20 protein-coding genes and 1 pseudogene are annotated in these 19,044 nt (G+C 57.0%); 12 read left to right on the top strand and 9 right to left on the bottom strand.

The window, feature by feature from the left end; all coding sequences use genetic code 11:
- Positions 1 to 19 precede the first annotated feature (19 nt).
- The 3 genes from AC1MEE_RS18175 to AC1MEE_RS18165 form a co-directional block, all read right to left on the bottom strand.
- Positions 20 to 961, bottom strand: a complete 942-nt coding sequence (locus tag AC1MEE_RS18175) for a 4-hydroxyproline epimerase (protein WP_480410977.1) — start codon at positions 959 to 961, stop codon at positions 20 to 22.
- Positions 962 to 1,065: 104 nt separating this feature from the next.
- Positions 1,066 to 1,809, bottom strand: a complete 744-nt coding sequence (locus AC1MEE_RS18170) for a PAS domain-containing protein (protein WP_480410976.1) — start codon at positions 1,807 to 1,809, stop codon at positions 1,066 to 1,068.
- Positions 1,799 to 2,758: a LysR family transcriptional regulator gene (locus tag AC1MEE_RS18165; RefSeq protein ID WP_480410975.1), complete on the bottom strand. Its 960-nt coding sequence runs from the start codon at positions 2,756 to 2,758 to the stop codon at positions 1,799 to 1,801. Before AC1MEE_RS18165 ends, AC1MEE_RS18170 begins: the two co-directional genes overlap by 11 nt.
- Before the next feature lie 118 nt (positions 2,759 to 2,876).
- On the opposite strand from AC1MEE_RS18165, the gene AC1MEE_RS18160 reads away from it, so the two are divergent.
- Positions 2,877 to 3,266, top strand: a complete 390-nt coding sequence (locus AC1MEE_RS18160) for a tautomerase family protein (protein WP_480410974.1) — start codon at positions 2,877 to 2,879, stop codon at positions 3,264 to 3,266.
- A 635-nt stretch (positions 3,267 to 3,901) separates the two neighbouring features.
- Here AC1MEE_RS18160 and AC1MEE_RS18155 read toward each other — a convergent pair.
- The 3 genes and pseudogenes from AC1MEE_RS18155 to AC1MEE_RS18145 all read right to left on the bottom strand — a co-directional run bounded on the left by AC1MEE_RS18155 (position 3,902) and on the right by AC1MEE_RS18145 (position 4,880).
- Positions 3,902 to 4,399 (bottom strand): P-loop nucleotide/nucleoside kinase family protein, encoded by a 498-nt coding sequence (locus tag AC1MEE_RS18155; protein WP_480410973.1) that lies wholly within the window; start codon positions 4,397 to 4,399, stop codon positions 3,902 to 3,904.
- A 7-nt stretch (positions 4,400 to 4,406) separates the two neighbouring features.
- Positions 4,407 to 4,598: pseudogene (locus AC1MEE_RS18150) on the bottom strand (GNAT family N-acetyltransferase); the annotation flags it as partial.
- A 93-nt stretch (positions 4,599 to 4,691) separates the two neighbouring features.
- Entirely contained in the window at positions 4,692 to 4,880 is a 189-nt protein-coding gene (locus AC1MEE_RS18145; protein WP_480410972.1) for a DUF1737 domain-containing protein, read from the bottom strand.
- Between the two features lie 203 nt (positions 4,881 to 5,083).
- Here AC1MEE_RS18145 and AC1MEE_RS18140 point away from each other — a divergent pair, with 203 nt between their 5' ends.
- From AC1MEE_RS18140 to AC1MEE_RS18130, 3 genes are all read left to right on the top strand, one after another.
- Positions 5,084 to 6,001, top strand: coding sequence for a LysR family transcriptional regulator (locus tag AC1MEE_RS18140; protein WP_480410971.1), 918 nt, complete (start codon positions 5,084 to 5,086; stop codon positions 5,999 to 6,001).
- Positions 6,002 to 6,113: 112 nt separating this feature from the next.
- Positions 6,114 to 6,785 (top strand): DsbA family oxidoreductase, encoded by a 672-nt coding sequence (locus tag AC1MEE_RS18135; protein WP_480410970.1) that lies wholly within the window; start codon positions 6,114 to 6,116, stop codon positions 6,783 to 6,785.
- Positions 6,785 to 7,927 carry an FAD binding domain-containing protein gene (locus AC1MEE_RS18130; protein WP_480410969.1) on the top strand — a complete coding sequence of 381 codons (1,143 nt, stop codon included), beginning with the start codon at positions 6,785 to 6,787 and terminating at the stop codon, positions 7,925 to 7,927. Before AC1MEE_RS18135 ends, AC1MEE_RS18130 begins: the two co-directional genes overlap by 1 nt.
- Before the next feature lie 23 nt (positions 7,928 to 7,950).
- Here the strand turns inward: AC1MEE_RS18130 and AC1MEE_RS18125 are convergent, their stop codons facing one another.
- Both AC1MEE_RS18125 and AC1MEE_RS18120 read right to left on the bottom strand, forming a co-directional pair.
- The gene (locus tag AC1MEE_RS18125) at positions 7,951 to 8,610 is read right to left on the bottom strand and encodes a methyltransferase family protein (protein WP_480410968.1); all 660 of its coding nucleotides are present in this window, start codon (positions 8,608 to 8,610) and stop codon (positions 7,951 to 7,953) included.
- A 421-nt stretch (positions 8,611 to 9,031) separates the two neighbouring features.
- Positions 9,032 to 9,691 (bottom strand): VOC family protein, encoded by a 660-nt coding sequence (locus tag AC1MEE_RS18120; protein WP_480410967.1) that lies wholly within the window; start codon positions 9,689 to 9,691, stop codon positions 9,032 to 9,034.
- 149 nt (positions 9,692 to 9,840) lie between these two features.
- Between AC1MEE_RS18120 and AC1MEE_RS18115 the strand changes: the two genes are divergently transcribed.
- From AC1MEE_RS18115 to AC1MEE_RS18085, 7 genes are all read left to right on the top strand, one after another.
- Positions 9,841 to 10,209, top strand: a complete 369-nt coding sequence (locus AC1MEE_RS18115; RefSeq protein WP_480410966.1) for a 5-carboxymethyl-2-hydroxymuconate Delta-isomerase — start codon at positions 9,841 to 9,843, stop codon at positions 10,207 to 10,209.
- Between the two features lie 495 nt (positions 10,210 to 10,704).
- Positions 10,705 to 12,072: a glutamine synthetase family protein gene (locus tag AC1MEE_RS18110; protein ID WP_480410965.1), complete on the top strand. Its 1,368-nt coding sequence runs from the start codon at positions 10,705 to 10,707 to the stop codon at positions 12,070 to 12,072.
- 207 nt (positions 12,073 to 12,279) lie between these two features.
- Positions 12,280 to 13,929 (top strand): phosphoethanolamine transferase, encoded by a 1,650-nt coding sequence (locus tag AC1MEE_RS18105; RefSeq protein WP_480410964.1) that lies wholly within the window; start codon positions 12,280 to 12,282, stop codon positions 13,927 to 13,929.
- 74 nt (positions 13,930 to 14,003) lie between these two features.
- Positions 14,004 to 14,696, top strand: coding sequence for a class I SAM-dependent methyltransferase (locus tag AC1MEE_RS18100; RefSeq protein ID WP_480410963.1), 693 nt, complete (start codon positions 14,004 to 14,006; stop codon positions 14,694 to 14,696).
- Between the two features lie 128 nt (positions 14,697 to 14,824).
- Positions 14,825 to 15,958: a ribonuclease D gene (rnd, locus tag AC1MEE_RS18095; protein ID WP_480410962.1), complete on the top strand. Its 1,134-nt coding sequence runs from the start codon at positions 14,825 to 14,827 to the stop codon at positions 15,956 to 15,958.
- A complete protein-coding gene (locus tag AC1MEE_RS18090) occupies positions 15,955 to 16,248 on the top strand; it encodes a YcgL domain-containing protein (protein ID WP_480410961.1) in 294 nt (97 codons plus the stop codon). The genes rnd and AC1MEE_RS18090 overlap by 4 nt, the downstream gene beginning before the upstream one ends.
- A 123-nt stretch (positions 16,249 to 16,371) precedes the next feature.
- The gene (locus AC1MEE_RS18085) at positions 16,372 to 17,304 is read left to right on the top strand and encodes a D-2-hydroxyacid dehydrogenase (RefSeq protein WP_480410960.1); all 933 of its coding nucleotides are present in this window, start codon (positions 16,372 to 16,374) and stop codon (positions 17,302 to 17,304) included.
- A 455-nt stretch (positions 17,305 to 17,759) separates the two neighbouring features.
- Here the strand turns inward: AC1MEE_RS18085 and AC1MEE_RS18080 are convergent, their stop codons facing one another.
- Positions 17,760 to 18,353 carry a nitroreductase family protein gene (locus AC1MEE_RS18080; protein WP_480410959.1) on the bottom strand — a complete coding sequence of 198 codons (594 nt, stop codon included), beginning with the start codon at positions 18,351 to 18,353 and terminating at the stop codon, positions 17,760 to 17,762.
- A 239-nt stretch (positions 18,354 to 18,592) separates the two neighbouring features.
- On the opposite strand from AC1MEE_RS18080, the gene AC1MEE_RS18075 reads away from it, so the two are divergent.
- Positions 18,593 to 19,042, top strand: a complete 450-nt coding sequence (locus AC1MEE_RS18075) for a YcgN family cysteine cluster protein (protein ID WP_480410958.1) — start codon at positions 18,593 to 18,595, stop codon at positions 19,040 to 19,042.
- Positions 19,043 to 19,044: the final 2 nt, after the last annotated feature.

The following is a 19,044-nucleotide window of genomic DNA, read 5'->3' as shown; positions in this document are numbered from 1 at the left end:
CGGCGTTGGCAGCGCCCATTCACGGGCGGATGCCCCAGGCGAAGGGGTCGTCGTCCTCCAGTAGCAACGTGGCTTCGGCGCTGATATGCGCGCGACCCCGAATGGTGGGAATGATCTGCGGCTCACCCTCCGTCTGCCATTGGTAGCTGCCTTCGAACTGACTGCCGATGACGCTGGCCTGACGCCAGACTTCACCCGGTTGCAGCTTGCCGTCGGCGGCCAGGCACGCGAGCTTGGCACTGGTGCCGGTGCCACAGGGCGAACGGTCATAGGCTTTGCCGGGACACAGGACGAAGTTGCGGCTATCGGCCTGGCTGTCCTCGGCAAACAGTTCGATATGGTCGATGACAGCGCCGTGTTCTCCGCTGATGCCCTGATCTTCCAACGCCTGACGTACGGCCCAGGAATAGGCGGTCAGCGCTTCCAGATTGTCGTTGGACACCTCCAGCCCATGATCGGCGATCAGGAAGAACCAGTTGCCGCCCCAAGCGATGTCCCCGCTGATCGGGGCATGCCCGGGTACCTTGACGCGCACCGCCTTGCGGTAGCGGTAAGCCGGGACGTTGCGCACGCTGACCGAGCGATCGTCATGCAAGGTGGCTTCCACCATGCCGACCGGTGTCTCGATCCGGTGCAGTCCCGGTTCGATACGACCCAGGTGGGCGAGGGAAATGATCAGGCCAATGGTGCCGTGGCTGCACATCCCCAGATAACCAGTGTTGTTGAAAAAAATCACACCGGCGCAGGCGCCGGGGTCCACGGGTGGGCAAAGCAGCGCCCCGACCAGCACATCGTTGCCCCGAGGTTCGAGCATCGTCGTGGCGCGCCAGTCGTCGAATTGCTCGGCCAGCACCTGCCGACGCTCGGCCATGCTGCCGCTGCCCAAGTCGGGGAAGCCGTCGATGACCAGTCGAGTTGGCTCGCCGCCGGTGTGTGAGTCGATGACACGGATACGTTTCATGGATGCCTACACCTGCACAGGAAATGCCTATGCAAGAGTGGCGCGTCAGCGGGAAAACGGCTTGAAGGATTTCGTGGGTCTGGATGACGAAATCAGCACAGCGTTCAGAGGCTGGCTTGACGGTATTGGCTCGGAGACAGACCCGTGAGTGCCTTGAACTGCCGACTGAAGGCGCTGTGGTCGGTATAGCCGCAGCGTAACGCGATGTCCGTGATCGCCAGCTCACCCGTTAGCAGCTGCGAGGCGGCACCGAGACGGGCCTTGTGAATCATCTGTCGCGGGGTGAGCTGAAAGATCCGTTTGCATTGGCGCTCCAGCTGCGCAACGGACATATCGGCGATAGCCGTCAGGTCCGCAAGACTGATCGGCCGGTCGTAGTGCGCGCGAATATGCGCATCCACGGCGGCCAGCTTCTGGTAGGCGGGATGGGTCGATTGCGCTGCTTGCAGGTCATGGGAGATGCCCGCCATGCCGATGATTTCACCCTCGCGGTCGCGCACCGCCAACTTGTGGGTCAGACACCAGCCCGGCTGGCGCCCAGGGTAAAGGTGCAACTCCAGTTGGTCGCTCAACGGGCTGCCGTCACTCAACACCTGCAGGTCCTGTTCGGTGTAGAAGGGGCCCAGGTTGGGGGGAAACACCTCCTCGGCCGTGCGTCCCACCAGCTCGTGCTTGTCCTTCAGGCCGCAGCGTTGGGCCAGGGTCTGGTTAGCCAACACATAACGCGCCTGAACATCCTTGATGAAAAACACCACGCCAGGCATGGCATCGAGCAAAGGGGCGATCTGCTGCAGCGCGACAATCAGGCTGGCGAGATCGTCTGTGGTGGGTAATTGATCAAGGCGCATGGGTGAATCCTGCAAGTGAAGCATCTGGAGTCGACGTTCGCTGGGCAACTTTTTCGTGATTCTCAAACCCTTCGGCAACAGTCTGGCCGAGGATTTCAGTGGCGCGTTTTAAGTTGCCCAACTGATTGGGGTGCACTAACCAGATGTCGAGGCTCAGGGAAAAGTCGTTGACGTTGACCACCGTCAGTTCGTTCCAGGAACTGCTTTGGCTTAGCACACTACGAGGCACCAATCCCAAACCCAGGCCGGCAGCAACCATGCGCAGTTGCATCTCGGTGCCATGGGTGTCGACGCTCAGGCGAATGGTTTTCCCCGTGCTCTCTATCGCCCTTTCCAACGCCGCCCGATAGCCACACCCCTCCGGGTTCAGAATCCATGGCTGGTTCGCGAGTATCTCCACGTCGGTGTCACTGTTAACCAGCGGTTTGCGTTTGCTTTGCACCACCAGCACTTCAAGGGTGGTGATAAATCGACCGGAAAACCCCTCCGGCAGTCTGCTGGGAGCGGCCAGCATCAAGGTCGCAGCGTCGAGACTGCCGTTGTGAATCTGTTGTTGCAGGCCTGAACTCCAATCGGTATGCAGCTGCACTTCCAGTTCCGGAAATTCCGCCTTCATTTTCATCACCACGTCGAACAGCACCGCATCCGCGACAACTTGGGTAAAACCCAAACGGAAGGGCCCGGTAGGGGCTGCGCCCTCACGTGGCACGTTCAGCAAGTGTTCGGCATCGCGCAGCAGCACAACCGCATGTTGATAGATCCGATGCGCCAGCGCGGTGGCTTTGGGCGGCCGGCTGGTGCGGTCAAACAAATTGGCATCGAGGGATTCTTCAAGATGCTGAATCCTGCGCGAGATGGCCGATTGCGTCAGGCACAGCGCCTGGGCGGCTCGCGTGAGGGAGTTGTGATCGATCACTGCGACGAACGCCTTCAGGTCTTCGATTAGCATGCGTAAATCTCATAATTAACTAAATAATTATGCGCTTGTGGAAAATTATCGTCGAGACTAGTTTTAGTCGGGTGCCACGCAGCCCTTTTTCCTGCCTCTATTTTAGAAAGGTCCCACCATGCCATTAGCCAGAATTGATGTAGCCGCAGACACGTCGCCTGAAGTCGTTCGGGCCATCAGCGATGTGATCTATGACGCCATGACCCGCATCGCCAACGTACCGGAGCATGACAAATTCCAGATCATCAACCGGCACGCGGCGGATGAGTTGGTGTACCCGGCAGCCGGTTATCTAGGCGTGACCTACACCCCTAAAATTGTGTTCATCCAGGTGACGTGGAATAGCGGACGCACCGTTGAGGTTAAAAAGGCCTTTTACAAAGCCGTCGCTGAAGGCATCAGCGAGAAAACCGGTATCAGCAAAAACGATGTCTGGATCAGCCTGGTCGATGTCAATCGCGAGGACTGGTCGTTCGGCGCTGGCGAGATGCAATACGCGCCGAAATAACACACGCGGATCGCTGTATGTAAAAGTCGCGGCGGTTTCGAAAGAGCCGCCGCTTCTCGTTGGACGCCACCGCGCTTTTTGAAACCGGGAGATACGGTTCGTATTGAAATCGCCGGGATTGAGGTTCTTGAGAATCGGATTGCTCAGGATTGAGTGTCGCCCCTCCTGATCCCACAGTGGATCAGTGTCAGGCACAAAAATTGTGGGAGCAGCCTTGCCTGCGAAGAGGCCGGTGCGGTCTACGGAAATATCTGTGACTGATCCATTGTCTTCGCAGGCAAGCCTGCTCATCAAACAACCTTTAACTCGTTGAAAAAAAATAATAAATTTTATTCAATTTTCAACCAGACGCTGATCCCCTGTAGGAGCTGACTTGTCTGCGATCGGTCCGGGGTCGCGTCCGACCGAAGCAGTCGCAAAATGGTTGGACACGATATCGCTGGAAGGTCCTTCGTGTCGGACGCGACCCCGGCCTTTCGCAGACAAGTCAGCTCCTACGCCCTCCGGGCAGAATCGAGACCGCGTCGCGCTGTTGCGTAGCAAACTGAAAAAACTGGGGCAGACCACGATTGATCCGGCGCATGCCCGATGACCCAATCAGAAGTCGTGGCTTACCTCTTAATGCTTCGCGATGTCTATATGCTGTAAACGATACGGAGCCCTTCATCCTCTGTTGGTCTTACGAAATACTTTGTAATCAAAGCAAAATCCGCATCGCTCGTATTGAAAGCGTGATTGCCCGACGCGTTCCGCTCTCGCAATCGGGTAAGACAGGTCGCATCATCGGCATCCAGAAAGTGAAGGCGATGATCCGCTTCAGCCTTCTCTGAAAGGTCGCGCAACCGTTGCCTGTCCGCGATGGTGTTCACCGGAAAATCCAATACCACCGTAACGCCGCAACGCAATAATTCAATGACGTGAGGTTCCATCGCTTCGCGCAGCCGCTTGCTGTAACAAACGTAGTCAGTCACCGTTTTGATCTCGTCCGGATAGAGAAGGGCTAACCAGCTGTCCTCCGAAATCAAGGTTGCGTTGTGCAAGCGGCACAGCTGTTTTGCAAGGGTGGATTTACCCGACGCGATCTTGCCGCATAGAAGGTGCAAAGTGCCTGTTTCCAGAGGTGCCTTGTTCATCTACTTCTCCTTGCGCACTCGGTTTGACATATAGGTGATCGAGCAGTAATTCCTTGGCGTGTGGCTTGGCTACAAAAAAACCAACCCGTTCACCGAAAATATCTATGTGGCGAGTGTGCGAGACAGAAAAACTATTGCGAAAGCGCTCTCGCGCACGCGCGGGATCAAACCGTCCTATGCGCTCCAGACTTTCGCGCATGGCCTCAATTCGAATGGCGACAAGCGTTCGACCGGGTGCGATCTACAGTTGGGCCGGTGAAACAGAGCAAACCAAGCCGATAGCTTGCAGCGCTTATTCGCCTTGAGGCCAGATAATGGCCTGCGCGACCACAACATGCTCACCGTTGAATGTTGCGGCGGGCGATCCGTACAAGCGATATCCCAGTGCAAGTGCTTCGGACACACGACGACAGAATGCAGCGTCATCCTTGCCTGTCAGTAGGCGATAGACGGGTAAGTCATCTGGAGGGGAACTCTGCATTGGAGGAATATCTCCGCGGGCCAAAACGATGAGTTAAAACATAACATGCTCAAGGGCGACGCTTACAACGAAACGTGGGACAGACCACGATTGATCCGGCGCATGCCCGATGATTCAACCGGAAATCGTGGTCTCTTAATGTTTCATCGTTGTGGGCATGTTCAGAAGCTGCTCAGCAAGAATAAAGACTCAAAGGAGTGTGTATGGACAAGCTGCTCGCATTGAAGATGTTCGTCCAGGCGGTGGATTCCAAGGGCTTTTCGTCCGCAGCACGACAACTAGGCCTGGCGACATCTTCTGTCACGCGGATGATCGACGGGCTTGAGGCAGAACTCGGCGCTGTACTGCTGAACCGATCAACCCGTCAAGTCACGCTGTCCGATGCCGGAGCCGCCTATTACCTGAAGGCTCGAGAGATTCTCGATGCCATGGCCGACGCTGATGCATCGGTCACGGACCGTGGCGAAGCCCCCGCAGGACAGCTGCGTATTTCTGTGCCGGTGGCGTTTGGGCGGCGCCTCATCGCCCCTCATATTGGCTCGCTTCTCGACCGCTACCCGAAACTCGAACTGGACATGACCCTTTCTGACGACATCGTCGATCTGCTCGGCGAGCGCGTTGATTTGTCGATCCGTCTGGGCTCGGCAGCGGCTATGGACGGCGTAGTCAGTCGTCCGATCGGTCATTTTCGGCGTCGGGTGGTCGCCAGTGCTGCGTATCTGAATGATCGAGGATTCCCCGAAGAGCCCATGGACCTCCTGCATCATGAGTGCATGCGCTTCAGTTATGGTCCGCAGCAACAGGTCTGGACCTTTATAAAGGGGCGCGACGAAACCCGAGTGCCGGTCGATGGGCGCTTCAAGAGCAACAACGCCGAGGTGTTGCGGGAAGTTGCTGTAGCAGATGGCGGGGTGGCGCTGCTCCCCGACTGGCTCGTCAATGATGACGTTGGCAGTGGCCACTTAACGGCTCTATTCGAGTCTTTCGTGGTCAATCCGAACAACGCGAGTTCGGCGATTTCTGCCTTGTATCTGCCAAATCATCGAGGCTCGAAACGTGTCAACGCATTTATCGATTTCCTCAGCGAGTTGCTCAAGCCTCAAAGCCTGCCTGGGGTCTAATCTCCCGACCGTTGCTTTCTGTGCAACGCAACGTTGCGCAGCGGGCGGATTCTCTGAAGGCTCGTCGGCGCCTATCTTGGGGGTGTGAAAACATTTAACCCCGGAGACCGCCATGAACCTGCAAGTATCCACTAGCGTCAGTTCCGATATTCAAGTGACTTACGACTTCATCTGCCCATGGTGCTGGATCGGCGGGGAAAAATTGGAGCGCGCCCTTGCTGCTTCGGACCTTTCAGCCGACAGGCATATCACCTTCCTGCCCTATCAATTGAACCCGGACATGCCTGTGCAGGGCATGGACCGCAAGGCCTATCGCTCAGCCAAGTTTGGCAGTTGGGCACGCAGCCAGGCCATGGACGCACAGGTCACTTACGCCGGCCAGGCTGTCGGCCTGACATTTGACTATGCGCGGGCCGAGAAAACGCCGAATACCATGGCGGGGCATCGGCTGGTATGGCGCCAACAGCAAGCTGGCAAAGATGCGACCTCCTTGGTGAAAGCGATTTTCAAGGCCTACTTCGGCGAGGGCCGGGACATCGGTGACCTCAACGTGCTGGCCGATATTGCTGCCGAAACCGGCCTGGAACGAGTAGACACCCTCGACTTCCTTAACTCCAGCGAAGGCACTGCTGAAGTGCTGGGGCTCGAAGCCGCGACCAAAGCGTCTGGTGTGCGGTCGGTGCCGAGCATCCAGATTGGTGACGAGGTGATCAATGGCGCGCAGCCCATTGAAGTGATGACTCAAGTACTACGGCGCCATCGGTCACACACGAGGAGAACGTAATGAAGGTTTCAACCGCTCCAAAAGCGTTGGTGATCGGCGGTTCCCTGGGCGGTTTGTTCGCGGCAACAGCGTTGCGCGCCATCGGCTGGCAGGTGGAGGTTTTCGAGCGCTCACCCGCGGCGATGGACAGCCGTGGCGGTGGCATCGTTTTACAACCGGACGTGTTGCAGCACCTGCGCTATACCGGTATCAAACCGACAAAAGCACTGGGTGTACGCTCCCATGACCGCCTGTACCTCGACCGGGTGGGCACCGTTGTGCATCAGCAGCACATGCCGCAAACCCAGACCTCCTGGAACACGATTTACAACACGTTGTTTGATGCGTTTCCTGCGGAGCACTATCACCGTGGCATGAAGCTGGTTGATCTCACTCAAAATGAGCAGCGAGTGACTGCGATTTTTGAAGACGGTAGCAGCGCCGAGGGAGACTTATTGATTGGTGCCGATGGCGCGGGTTCAACCGTGCGTAGCTTGCTGCTGCCGGGGGTGGGACCGTCGTATTCGGGCTATGTGGTCTGGCGCGGTTTGGTCGATGAAAGCCGCCTTCCCGAGTTTGCCAAGGCGCAGATCTTTGAAGACTTTGTGTTCCAGCAGGACCCTGAGTCGTTGATGCTGGAGTACATGGTGCCGGGTCTGAACGGTTCGGTTACCCCCGGCGAGCGCCGGTTCAACTGGCTCTGGTATTTGAAAGCCGCGCAAGGGCCGCAACTTGACACCGTACTCACCGACCGCGATGGCCGTCGGCGCAGCCACTCGATTCCACCAGGGGCTTTGGCTGCCGAGCAGGAAGCTTACATCCGTGACAGGGGCGAACAGCTTGCCAACCCGGCGTTCCGGGAGCTTATTCGCCAGACCGAGGACATTTTCGTGCAGGCAATCCTCGATTTCAAAGTCACGCAAATGGTTTTTGGCCGTGTGCTGTTGACCGGCGATGCTGCCTTCGTACCCCGCCCGCATACGGCCGGTAGCACCGCAAGGGCTGCCGCCAACGCACTCTCTCTGGCTCAGACCATTGACGACAGCGCCGACATCGACATAGCCCTGCTGGGTTGGCAACAACAGCAACTCGCCGAGGGTAAACGCATGGGGGACTGGGGCGTGAGTATGGGTAACCGGATCATGGGCATCGCCCAGCCCTGATTTTTTTCGATAACCTGCTTACATCAATAAAGCCCCGGAATCAGCCGCCATGTGTGCGCGCAGTAAGCCTCATATTCACTACCGAAATGCATGCGTAGCAGCGCCTCCTCGGCGCGTATGCGCGCGATGAGCGGAGGGAGTGTCAGCGCCGCCAGTAATACACCGACACCTGAACGAAAGGCGAGGGCCCACCCCAGCGAGTTGATGAGCATCCCCAGATAGCTGGGGTTGCGGAGGGTGCGGTACACACCGCTGGTGACCAGCGTATGCCCGGGCTGAATGGCGACAAGTCCGCTGAATCGCTTGCCGAGCACAAAGACTGGCCAGATCCGTAGCGCACCTCCGGCGATAAAGAGAACGACGCCAAACCAGCGCATGGCCTCACCGTCGAGCGTCCAGACGTCCATACGGTCCGTATAGGCGGGAAGAAAGGAGGACAGTAGGCCGATCACTCCAAAGACCGGAAGCACCCAGCGGTTGGCCCGGTCCTCACGTTCTCCAGAGCTCAAATTCCCTTCGGTAAAGAGCGACAGGCCAACCAGCGCAAAGGTCGTTAGCCCAATGACAACCAGGGCCGGGTGGGAGACGACGGCAGCAAATCCACCCGCGCCTAGAACGGTAAGCCCGAGATAGGCAAGGGTCGACACGATGTTAAAAAGCGCCAATCGGGGGGTGACTTTCATGGCTTCCTCGCGGGTCGAGCTCACTCTATTAGCGTAGAAGCGTTACTCGATGATTGTTTTGGGCCAATAGCTGCTCGTAGCGATTCAGCATGGCGAAAGGCTTACACGATAATGAGGAGGTTCGCTCTATTGCCAAGCAGGTGGAGGCAGTAATCTGACTCCATCAACTGCGGCGCAGGAAGCGCTGCAGGATCAAGGAGGATCGACCATTGCCTGGATGGCTACCGACAGGATGTTGGAATGGTCTTGGGAAACCCCGCCTCGGCGGGGTTTTTTTACAGAAAAAAAACGCGCCAATGACCTTGACCGGCAGCTGATATGAACGCTGAGCCTTTAGCCAATGCCGCCAGCCTGCGTCAGTGGCAAGAGGAATGTTCGTCATCGACCCGTTGCAGATACCTGTTGCTCAGCTCCGAGCGAATCAATATCTAAAAACCAATGGTAAAACAGGACGAAAATCCTGAAAACGGCCCCTTGCCGCATTATCGAAGGTGATTTCAAGAAGATGCTCGTCGCCTTCAACGAACCTGACGTCGGCAATGCGGCTGGCAGCAAGCGCAGGTTCTGAGAGCTTCTCGGTCTTGGGCATCGTCAATGTGAGTGAAGTCATTTCGACAAATCCAATTTCGTGCGCGAGAGGCTGTCGTCTTTCGCTTGGCAACGTATCGGGCCGGACGCCTTTTGAAAGAAAAAACCACATAGGTTCTGACAGCGGAACATGTTGGCCAATGTCCACTTTCATCCCCGCAGGCAAATAGGCCGGCGTGTAGTCCCAGCTGGGGAAGGGAATGAGTGGTTCGTTCATGCCGGGTCTAAAACAAACGCCAAACGGGGAAGCCTCTCCCATGCCCTCAGACAACCTCTCGAAAAGCATCGTTGGCCGCGTTTCTTCGCTTTGCGCTTCATCTCTGTCCGCTATCCAAATTAACTCGATAAACGCGTTGTGAAAGAAAAATCTTCGGTTTTCTGTACCCTGCCCAGGATGCTTGTTATTCGAGCCCTCTACCAAGCCAAACTTCCTTAAAAAATCAGCTTCTGGCGCTCCGGGACATGCACGGATAAAAACATGGTCTATCAGCATCAACTCAACTCCCTATTTGATTTATCAGTCCTTAAAAATTGAAACTGGGGGCGGACCACGATTGATCTGGTACCTGCCAACTTGCCCCTCCAACCCCAAAAGGTTTAACGTCCTGTCCACTTTTCCCCCGTCACGACCAGAGAATTCCCATGCCGCATTTAACGATGGAATACACCCCTAATCTACCGCAGCTTGATGTGAGCAAGGCGCTGTTGGTGCTGAATCAGGCGTTGCTGATCTCGGGGCATTTTGCGGCAGAGATGGATATCAAGAGCCGAGCGATTCCGCTGAGTGCTTTTCAGGTGGGGACGGTGTCGGCGTCGCGGGGGTTTGTGCATCTGAAGCTGGCGGTATTGAGTGGTCGATCGTCGGAGGTGAAAAAGTTGCTGTCGGAGAGCCTGTTGGCGGTGCTCAAGGATGTTTGTGCCTGGCCTGCGGATGTCGAAGTGCAGCTGAGTGTCGAGGTGGTGGATCTGGATCGTGAGTCTTATGCCAAGCAGACTGTGATCCGCGGCTGAATCCTGAGTCCTGAATAAAGCAGGCCCCCGCACCAGAGGTGAGGGGCCTGGAATTAGTCGAACCGTAGGGCTAATATTTAGTCCGCTTGTAACCCAGCATTGTCAAAACTGGATTTAACGATCTTTAGGCGCTGTGTGACGCTGCACCTCACCAATTGCCTGCGGCGTTTTTTATGGATGGTTTGGACGGCAGGATCAAGCACGGAGTTTCGGTTGAAGGAGCTTTGGCTGAAACAGCCGTGGCGTGGGTTTCACCGCGTCAGCATCCTTCCTCGATTTCGGTGCCTGGTCGTTCAACGTCAGCTATCTGCGCGCTCCCTTCTGAATTGGCTTTTTGGGCGTTGTGGCATTGCCGCCATGCGCGTCCACCGGATATCTCTTTTTCTGGTTAAACCCTCATCAGCATTTGCCTGACGCGTTTTGGCGTCCGGCGAAGTGTGTGTTTATCAGTTGGCAGGCGCTCGAATGCTTGCCGGCACGGAAAAGTGAATCGCCATGAGTTTTGCCTCCCCGCAAGAAGCCTTGAGTTTTCTTGAACTAAATTCCGATATCGAGATGTTCGAATTGTTCATCCTCGACAACAACGGCGTGCCGCGCGGCAAGTTGTTGCACCGCGATGAATTGCTCGCGGTGTATGAAAGCGGTCGGCCGTTGCCGAGTACGATTCTGGGTCTGACCATCAATGGCGACGATGTCGAAAACTCAGGGTTGGTCTGGGATGTGGGCGATATCGATTGCCGCGCCTATCCACTGCCCGGCAGTTTGCAGCGCATGCCCTGGCGGCAGATTCCCACCGCTGCGGTGCAGGTCAGCATGCACCCTGAACAAGGGATGCCGGCGTCGGTCGCGGACCCGCGCCGCCTGTTGGCCAGGGTCATCGATGGGCTCAAAGCCGACGGTTACTACCCGGTGATGGCGGCGGAACTGGAGTTTTATCTGCTTGATCGCCAGCGTGACAGCCATGGCCGCCCGCAGCCGCACCGTGATGTCGACGGCGGGCGACCCGTGGCGACTCAGGTGTATGGCTTGCGCGAGCTGGAGCAGATCGAGCCGTTTCTCGCCGACCTGTACAGCGCCTGCAAACTGCAAGGGATTCCGGCACGCACGGCGATTTCCGAATACGCACCGGGGCAAGTGGAGATCACCCTCGAGCACCGCGCCGATGCTTTACAGGCGATGGACGAAGCGGTGCGTTACAAGCGCTTGGTCAAAGGCGTGGCGCACAAACACGGGATGATTGCCTGCTTCATGGCCAAACCGTTCGATGAGCTGGCCGGCACCGGCATGCACATGCACGTCAGCCTCGCCGATGAGCACGGCAACAATCTGTTCGCCAGCGAGGCCCCCGACGGCACGCCGCTGTTGCGTCAGGCGGTGGGCGGGATGCTCACGACCTTGCTTGACTCCCTGTTGCTGTTCTGCCCGAACGCTAACTCTTATCGACGCTTTCAGAGCAACAGCTATGCGCCACTGGCCGCGACCTGGGGCGTGGACAATCGCACGGTCAGCCTGCGCGTGCCGGGTGGCCTGGCCTACACCCGACATATCGAACACCGCATCTGCGGCGCAGATGCCAACCCGTATCTCGCAGCGGCCGCGATCCTGGCGGGGATTCATGTGGGTATTCGCCAACAGCTCGACCCCGGCGCGCCAGTCAAGGGCAATGGGTATGCGCAAGCCACGGAACTGTTGCCTACCGACTGGCTGACGACCTTGCGCGCGCTGGAAGGCTCAGCGTGGGCCAGGGATGTTTTTGGCAGCGAGTTTTTGCAGGTCTATCTGGCGGTCAAGCGTGCGGAATACCGGCAGTTTATGGGGGCGGTGGGTGAGCAGGATTGGCGCTGGTATTTACAGCAGGCTTAGGGCGGAATCCAGTTGTCAGGTGTGCATATGAGAAGCCTGGCTTTTTTTTGGGGTCTGTTGTTCTACGGAAAAAGAAACCGCTCCAGGCCTTTTATTTGCACCCATTTCACAAAAAATTGATGCTGGATTGATTAAAGTTTGCTACGTCGGAGGAGTTTTTTGACTCGACCTGCTCTGGCGTTTTTTAATTTTATCTAGCAGGTATTCATGCTGAATGTAAAAGCTTTACGTCCTGAACTCGTTACCTTGCTCGCCAGCTGCTTTTTGTTGTTCGGGTTCAACGTCGCTTTGTGGCAGCATCTTTTTGCGATCACAGACTCCGACTGGAAAGGCATGGCCATGCGCATTGCCTTCGGCGTAATGGTATTCTGCATTTTTAATATCGTATTGACCTTGTTGGCGTTCAGTCGTGTATTAAAGCCGGTGCTGACATTATTATTTTTTATCAGCGCCGCGGTTGCTTATTTCATGAATCAATACGGCGTCATGATTGATGCCGGGATGTTTCGTAACTTTGCCGAGACCAACCCCGCTGAAGTAACAGGCTTGCTGTCGTTTAAGATGGGCTTCTATATCCTGTTGCTGGGGGTCTTGCCGTCTCTGATACTCTGGAAGACCCCGATCAAGTATCGTCGCTGGCACCATGAGCTGATCAGCAAGGGGTTGGTCAGCGTGGTGTGTGCCAGCCTCATCGGTGTTGTTGCGCTGGTAAACTATCAGGGCCTGTCGTCATTGTTTCGCAACCACCACGAACTGCGCTTGATGGTCGTGCCGAGTAACTATATCAGCGCGTCGGTGGGGTACATGCGTGAACAGGTCTCGTCGGCGCATCAGCCGTTCGTGGCGATTGGTGAAGATGCCAAGCGCTCGTCTGACTGGGAGCGGCATACACGTAAGTCGTTGACGGTATTGGTGGTAGGCGAGAGTGCGCGGGCCGAGAATTTCGGACTGTTGGGCTACGCTCGCGATACCACTCCGGAACTAAAGAAAGAGAAAGGCCTGATCGCTTTTTCCGATGTGTATTCCTGTGGCACCGAAACGGCCGTGTCAGTGCCTTGCATGTTTTCCGACATGGGGCGCAAGGCCTACAAGGCCGACAAGGCCAAGAATGAGGAGGGCGTGCTCGATGTGCTCAAGCATGCCGGGCTGGATGTGGTCTGGCGTGACAATCAGTCAGGCTGCAAGGGCACCTGCGATCGCGTGACCTTCCAGGACGTCAGCAATCTCACGGACCCGGTGCTGTGTGCCAATAATGAATGCCGCGACGAAATCCTGTTGCAGGGCCTGCAGAGTTTTATTGATAACCTGAATCGGGACACCGTTCTGGTACTGCATCAGATGGGCAGTCACGGTCCTGAATACTACAAGCGCTACCCAAAGGAATTTGAAAAATTCACCCCGGTGTGCAAAAGCAATGCCCTGAATGAGTGCAGTCGGGAAAGTATCGTCAATGGTTACGACAATACCTTGTTGTACACCGACCATGTGTTGGCTCGTTTGATCGATATATTGCGCAGCAAGCAGGATAAGGTCGATACCGCCATGATGTACTTGTCCGATCACGGCGAGTCGCTGGGCGAATACAACTTGTTTCTGCACGGCACACCTTACATGCTGGCGCCTGATCAACAAAAACATGTGCCCATGATGGTCTGGTTTTCCGAGGCTTATCAGAAAGCATTTTCGGTCAATACCCAGTGCTTACAGAAAACGCAAAATGCACCGCTGAGTCAGGACAACTTGTTTCATTCAATGATCGGTTTGTTGCAGGTTAACAGTAAAGTTTATAACCCCAGTCTGGATATGTTCGCTGGCTGTCGTGGAGCCCCGAGTGACGGTGTGTTGGTTCGCCAATAGCGCACAGACTTTCACCCGTATCGTTGGCTTTTAGTCGGTTATCTGATGATCATTCTATATAGAGTCTGTTGGCCATGTCCGCGCAACCACCCTCACCGATAGATCATGAATTTTCCAGGAAGCGCTCGCAGGCGAAGGCTCAGCGTTACCTGGAAAAGCACCCTTCAGGTTTTTCAGGGCGGCTGGCCCTCTGGCGTGATGAGCAATTGGCCCGTCAGGCCTTGAAAGTGGCGGGTGAGCCGGGGTTGGTCCTTGATTTGCCGAGTGGCGTTGGTCGTTTCTGGTCAGTGCTGACTGAACATACCAATCGGGTGGTTCTTGCGGCGGATCATTCGCCGGAGATGCTCGCTATCGCCGAGGCCGGTTTTCCCGCCGAGAAGCTCAAACGGATCAAGACGTTCCAGACCTCGCCGTTTTCCATTGACCTCTCTGCCAACGCCGTAGACTGCATTTTCTGCATGCGTCTGTTCCACCACGTCGCTGATGGTGATCGTCGTTCGGCTATCCTGCGCGAATTCCATCGAGTGACCCGTGACACCGTCATCGTTTCCCTGTGGGTCGATGGCAACATCAAGTCCTGGCGACGCAAGCGTCTGGAGCGTGTCCGGGCAAGCGCTGAGCCGGCGGCCTCCAGGATGAACCGCTTTGTGGTGAGCAAGGCGGCTATAGAGGCCGAATTCGAACAGGCCGGTTTCCAGATCCTCGGCCACAATGATTTTCTGCCCGGCTATGCGATGTGGCGGGTCTATGTGCTGCGCAAGGCATAGGTTTTAATCCGATAACCGGTCTGACTCGCACGGTGTATCGCAGGAAGTTGTTCAAGACTTGCAGTGCGAATGCGCGGTAATAGGTGAGGGCGATATATACTGCGCGCCATTCTTCAAGGGAGAGCCGTGTGGCCATCGATATTCACTGGATTCGCGACGACGCCAGCCTCGCCCAACATTGCGTCGAGTGGCAGTCATTGCCATTTGTCGCCCTCGACACCGAATTCATGCGGGTCGACACTTTTTATCCGATTGCCGCGTTACTGCAGATCGGTGACGGCTCTCGCGCCTATCTGATCGATCCGTTGCTGATCAACGATTGGCAGCCGCTGTCCGCATTGCTCGAAAACCCTGCCGTGATCAAAGTGGTCCACGCCTGCAGTGAAGACCTGGAAGTGCTACTGCGTTTGACCGGCAGTCTGCCCGCGCCACTGTTTGACACGCAGTTGGCTGCCGCGTACCTGAACCTCGGCTTTTCCATGGGCTACTCGCGTCTGGTTCAGGAGGTGCTGGGGATTGAGCTGCCCAAGGGCGAAACCCGCTCAGACTGGTTGCAGCGTCCGCTTTCCGAGACCCAGATCAGCTACGCCGCTGAAGACGCGGTGCATCTGGCCGAGGTCTACAGCATCCTGCAGCCCAAGCTGTCTGCAGAAAAACACGCCTGGCTGCTCGATGACGGTGCCGAGCTGGTTGCCAACCTTCGTCGCGAGACCGATCCCTACGAGCTTTATCGTGAAGCCAAGCTGGCGTGGAAACTGTCCCGCGCCCAGTTGGCGGTACTGCGCGAGTTGTGTGCCTGGCGCGAACGTGAAGCGCGGGCCCGTAACCTGCCGCGCAACCGGATTGTCCGTGAGCACTCACTTTGGCCCTTGGCGAGAACCCAGCCGGACAACCTTGCCGCATTGGCGAAGATCGACGACATTCACCCAAAAACCGTGCGTCAGGATGGTGAGTTCCTGCTCGACCTGATCAAGGCGTCCGCCAGTCTGCCGCCGGAACAGTGGCCGCCTGCGCTGCCCGAGCCTCTGCCGATCGAAGCGTCTGCGATCTTGAAGACGTTGCGCATGATTGGTCAGCAACACGCAGAGCAGCTGAACATGGCTCCCGAACTGATGTTGCGTAAAAAGACCCTCGAAGCCTTGCTTAAAAGTGGCTACCCCAACGGTCCCTATCAATTACCCGACTCGCTGCGTGGCTGGCGCCGCGAGCTGATGGGCCAGGCGCTGCTCGACAGCCTGGCCACTGCTGGAGAACAGTCTTGAAACGTATTTGTTCCATTTATAAAAGCCCGCGTAGAAACGAGATGTACCTCTATGTGCTCAAAAGCGATGCACTCAAGCGAGTGCCGGCAGACTTGCTGATCGCCTTCGGTCCGCCGACCCACACCTTCGATCTGGTCCTCAGCCCTGCGCGCAAGCTCTCTCGCGAGGACATCGATCAAGTACTTGAGAATCTCGACAAACAGGGTTATCACCTGCAGATGCCACCGGCAGAAGACGAGTACATCGAGCATCTGCCCGAAGAGCTGCTGCGACGCAACGATCCGTTGTAATGGGCGCTCGGCTAACGCGCTGGCGTTGCTGGGCGTGTCTGAACTGCTTCTTGAGTGCGACCGATATCGATGGGCTCGAACCCTGTCGACGGGCGCATGTTCTGTTTTTATAGGTTTTGAGCCATGCGCGTTCTGATCGCTGAACACGATTACCCCCTTTACACCCAATTGCTTGGCCAGGTTGCACCCGACATCCAGGTGATGAGCACGGGCGATTCGGCCGAGCTGTCGCGGTTGGCCGCGGACTGCCCGATCTGGCTGGGCCAGCCTGATCTGTTGGCCACCTTGTTGCGCCAGGGGCATACCCCCCAATGGCTGCAATCGACCTGGGCCGGGGTCACGCCGTTGCTGGCTGAAGGTCTGCCCCGGGAATACCGTCTGACCCGTGCCGTGGGCATCTTTGGTCAGGTCATGGCAGAGTTTGTGCTGACCTACTTGCTCGGTCATGAGCGTGAAGTGTTGGCGCGATTGGTCAGCCAAGTTGAGCGCAAATGGGACAACCGCCTGAGCCAGAGCCTGGCGGGGCGCAAGGCGTTGATCGTCGGTACCGGCGATATTGGCCTGAGCGTGGCGCAATTCCTGCTGCCATTCGGTGTGGAGCTGTACGGCATCGCCTCGACACCACGGACCCAGGTGCCGTTCGTCGAAGTGGGCGGTCTGGCGGATCTGGAGCGTCTGGTCGGTGAGGTGGATTACGTTATCAATCTGCTGCCCAACACCCCGGAAACCCACGACATCTACGACGCGAAGCTGTTCGCCAAATTCAAGCCGACGGGTTTGTTCATCAACGTCGGGCGCGGCGTGGCGGTGGTCGATGCCGATCTGGTCGAGGCTCTGAAGGAAGGGCACCTGGCAGGTGCGGTGATTGATGTCTGCCGTCAGGAGCCGTTGCCGCAGCGTCACCCGTTCTGGACCGCCTGGGGCTTGCTGCTGACCGGACACAGCTCGGCGCCTACTTCGCCAGCGGCGATGGTGCAGTTGTTTGTCGATAATTTGCGGGCGTTTCAGGCGGGAGAAGCGTTGCGCGGCGAAGTGGATTTTTCTCGGGGCTATTGAGTGGTGAGGGGACTGATTTTTTTTTCGCGCTCTTTGAAAAATCAATCTGTCCCCGACCTGACCAGCGGAGACAGATTGATTTTCGATAAGGCGCTGAAAATAAATCAGTCCCCTTACAACCGGCATTCTTTCGCAGGCAAGCCTGCTCCCACAGAGATCACATATACCCTGTGGGAGGGCCCGCCCCGTCTTCGACGCCGCGCTGTCGCGCAGCAAACACGGTCTCGATTCTGCCCGGAGGGCGTAGGAGCTGACTTGTCTGCGATAAGGGCCGAAGGACCTTCCAGCGGTGGTGAATTCACTATTTTTGCCAGCGCTTCGCACTGGATCGCAGACAAGTCAGCTCCTACAAGGAATTAGCGTCAGGCTGAAAATTCCATAAAATATACTCTTTATTTTTCAACGGCTTATAGGTTGTTTGATGGGAGCAGGCTTGCCTGCGAAGAGTCCAGCGCTTACAAACTGAAATCGCCTTCGGCTGCCAGCTCCGACAGCGGGCGACGTGGGCTCGGGGTTTCTCGGGCTTGCAGATAATCAGCCAGGGTCGACTTGTCGCCGAGTTTGCCAATCGCTACGGCTGCGTGCAGGGCATAGCCCTCAGGGATGTTCAATTCTTTGCGAGTCAGTTCCTGATCGAAACCAGCCATGCCATGGGTGTGCCAGCCGCTCAGGCTTGCTTGCAGGGCCAGGTGACCCCAGGCTGAACCGGTATCGAAGGTGTGCCACAAGGCTGGGGTTTCTTCCGCGGCGCCGGGCGCGGTGAAGGTGGTTTTCGAGATCACGATCACCAGTGCCGACGCGTGCTGCGCCCAACCGCGGTTGAACTCATTGAGCAGGCCGAGGAAGCGTTCCCAGTTTGGCGTGTCGCGACGCGCGTACAGAAAACGCCATGGCTGTGAGTTATAGGCCGACGGTGCCCAGCGTGCGGCCTCAAAAAAGCTCAGCAGGGTTTCCTCGGGGATGGCCTCGCCCGTGAAGGCGCGTGGCGACCAGCGATCGGTGAATTGCGGGTCTATCGGGTAATCGGCGATGCGGGAATTAATGCTCATTAATATCCTGACTGAATGATAAAAGGTAGGAAGTCCAGCAGGGCGCCCATCGGGCCTTGCCGCGCGCAGCGAGATGGGCCGTGGACGGCAGGCATCGTCGAAATCGGGCTCACAAAGCTACTTTGCCGCCTGCCATCTGACAAGCCCGACCTTACCGACAGTCGCCAGCACTTGGCCCGCGTCTCGCGTGCCACTAGACTGGCGGCCTTTTCATTCTTTGATGCTGATTGCCCAAACCCATGGCCGCTAAAGTCGAACCTTTCTGGATACGCAAAACCCTCGAACAACTCGATCAGGACGAGTGGGAGTCGCTGTGCGATGGCTGCGGTCTGTGCTGCCTGCAAAAACTCGAAGACGAAGAGGACAACAGCGTTTACTACACGCGCATTGCTTGCAAGTTGCTGGACCTGAAAACCTGCCAGTGCACCGATTACAGCAATCGTCGTGCGACCGTGCCGGACTGCATTCAATTGACGCCGGGCCAAGCCGACGAATTCAAGTGGCTGCCACCGACCTGCGGCTACCGACTGGTTAGTGAAGGCAAGGATCTGCCGCTCTGGCACCATCTGGTGTGCGGTGATCGCGAGGCGGTCCACCACGAGCGCATCTCTCAGTCCGGGCGCATGCTCAGCGAGAACAGCGTGTCCGAAGATGATTGGGAAGAGCACCTGATTTTCCGCGCGGGCTGAGG

Source organism: Pseudomonas sp. ASL3, from assembly GCF_056680425.1.
Note: the sequence above shows the minus strand (reverse complement) of the source record. Positions and strands in the feature narration are given on the sequence as shown.

Bases quoted from the DNA above. Each gene is read 5' to 3' on its own strand.
- AC1MEE_RS18155 (WP_480410973.1), bottom strand. From the start codon at position 4,399: ATGAACAAGGCACCTCTGGAAACAGGCACTTTGCACCTTCTATGCGGC.
- AC1MEE_RS18165 (WP_480410975.1), bottom strand. From the start codon at position 2,758: ATGCTAATCGAAGACCTGAAGGCGTTCGTCGCAGTGATCGATCACAAC.
- AC1MEE_RS18130 (WP_480410969.1), top strand. From the start codon at position 6,785: ATGAAGGTTTCAACCGCTCCAAAAGCGTTGGTGATCGGCGGTTCCCTG.
- AC1MEE_RS18110 (WP_480410965.1), top strand. From the start codon at position 10,705: ATGAGTTTTGCCTCCCCGCAAGAAGCCTTGAGTTTTCTTGAACTAAAT.
- AC1MEE_RS18080 (WP_480410959.1), bottom strand. From the start codon at position 18,353: ATGAGCATTAATTCCCGCATCGCCGATTACCCGATAGACCCGCAATTC.
- AC1MEE_RS18140 (WP_480410971.1), top strand. From the start codon at position 5,084: ATGGACAAGCTGCTCGCATTGAAGATGTTCGTCCAGGCGGTGGATTCC.
- AC1MEE_RS18085 (WP_480410960.1), top strand. From the start codon at position 16,372: ATGCGCGTTCTGATCGCTGAACACGATTACCCCCTTTACACCCAATTG.
- AC1MEE_RS18100 (WP_480410963.1), top strand. From the start codon at position 14,004: ATGTCCGCGCAACCACCCTCACCGATAGATCATGAATTTTCCAGGAAG.
- AC1MEE_RS18075 (WP_480410958.1), top strand. From the start codon at position 18,593: ATGGCCGCTAAAGTCGAACCTTTCTGGATACGCAAAACCCTCGAACAA.
- AC1MEE_RS18160 (WP_480410974.1), top strand. From the start codon at position 2,877: ATGCCATTAGCCAGAATTGATGTAGCCGCAGACACGTCGCCTGAAGTC.
- AC1MEE_RS18170 (WP_480410976.1), bottom strand. From the start codon at position 1,809: ATGCGCCTTGATCAATTACCCACCACAGACGATCTCGCCAGCCTGATT.
- AC1MEE_RS18120 (WP_480410967.1), bottom strand. From the start codon at position 9,691: ATGCTGATAGACCATGTTTTTATCCGTGCATGTCCCGGAGCGCCAGAA.
- AC1MEE_RS18115 (WP_480410966.1), top strand. From the start codon at position 9,841: ATGCCGCATTTAACGATGGAATACACCCCTAATCTACCGCAGCTTGAT.
- AC1MEE_RS18105 (WP_480410964.1), top strand. From the start codon at position 12,280: ATGCTGAATGTAAAAGCTTTACGTCCTGAACTCGTTACCTTGCTCGCC.
- AC1MEE_RS18175 (WP_480410977.1), bottom strand. From the start codon at position 961: ATGAAACGTATCCGTGTCATCGACTCACACACCGGCGGCGAGCCAACT.
- AC1MEE_RS18145 (WP_480410972.1), bottom strand. From the start codon at position 4,880: ATGCAGAGTTCCCCTCCAGATGACTTACCCGTCTATCGCCTACTGACA.
- AC1MEE_RS18135 (WP_480410970.1), top strand. From the start codon at position 6,114: ATGAACCTGCAAGTATCCACTAGCGTCAGTTCCGATATTCAAGTGACT.
- AC1MEE_RS18125 (WP_480410968.1), bottom strand. From the start codon at position 8,610: ATGAAAGTCACCCCCCGATTGGCGCTTTTTAACATCGTGTCGACCCTT.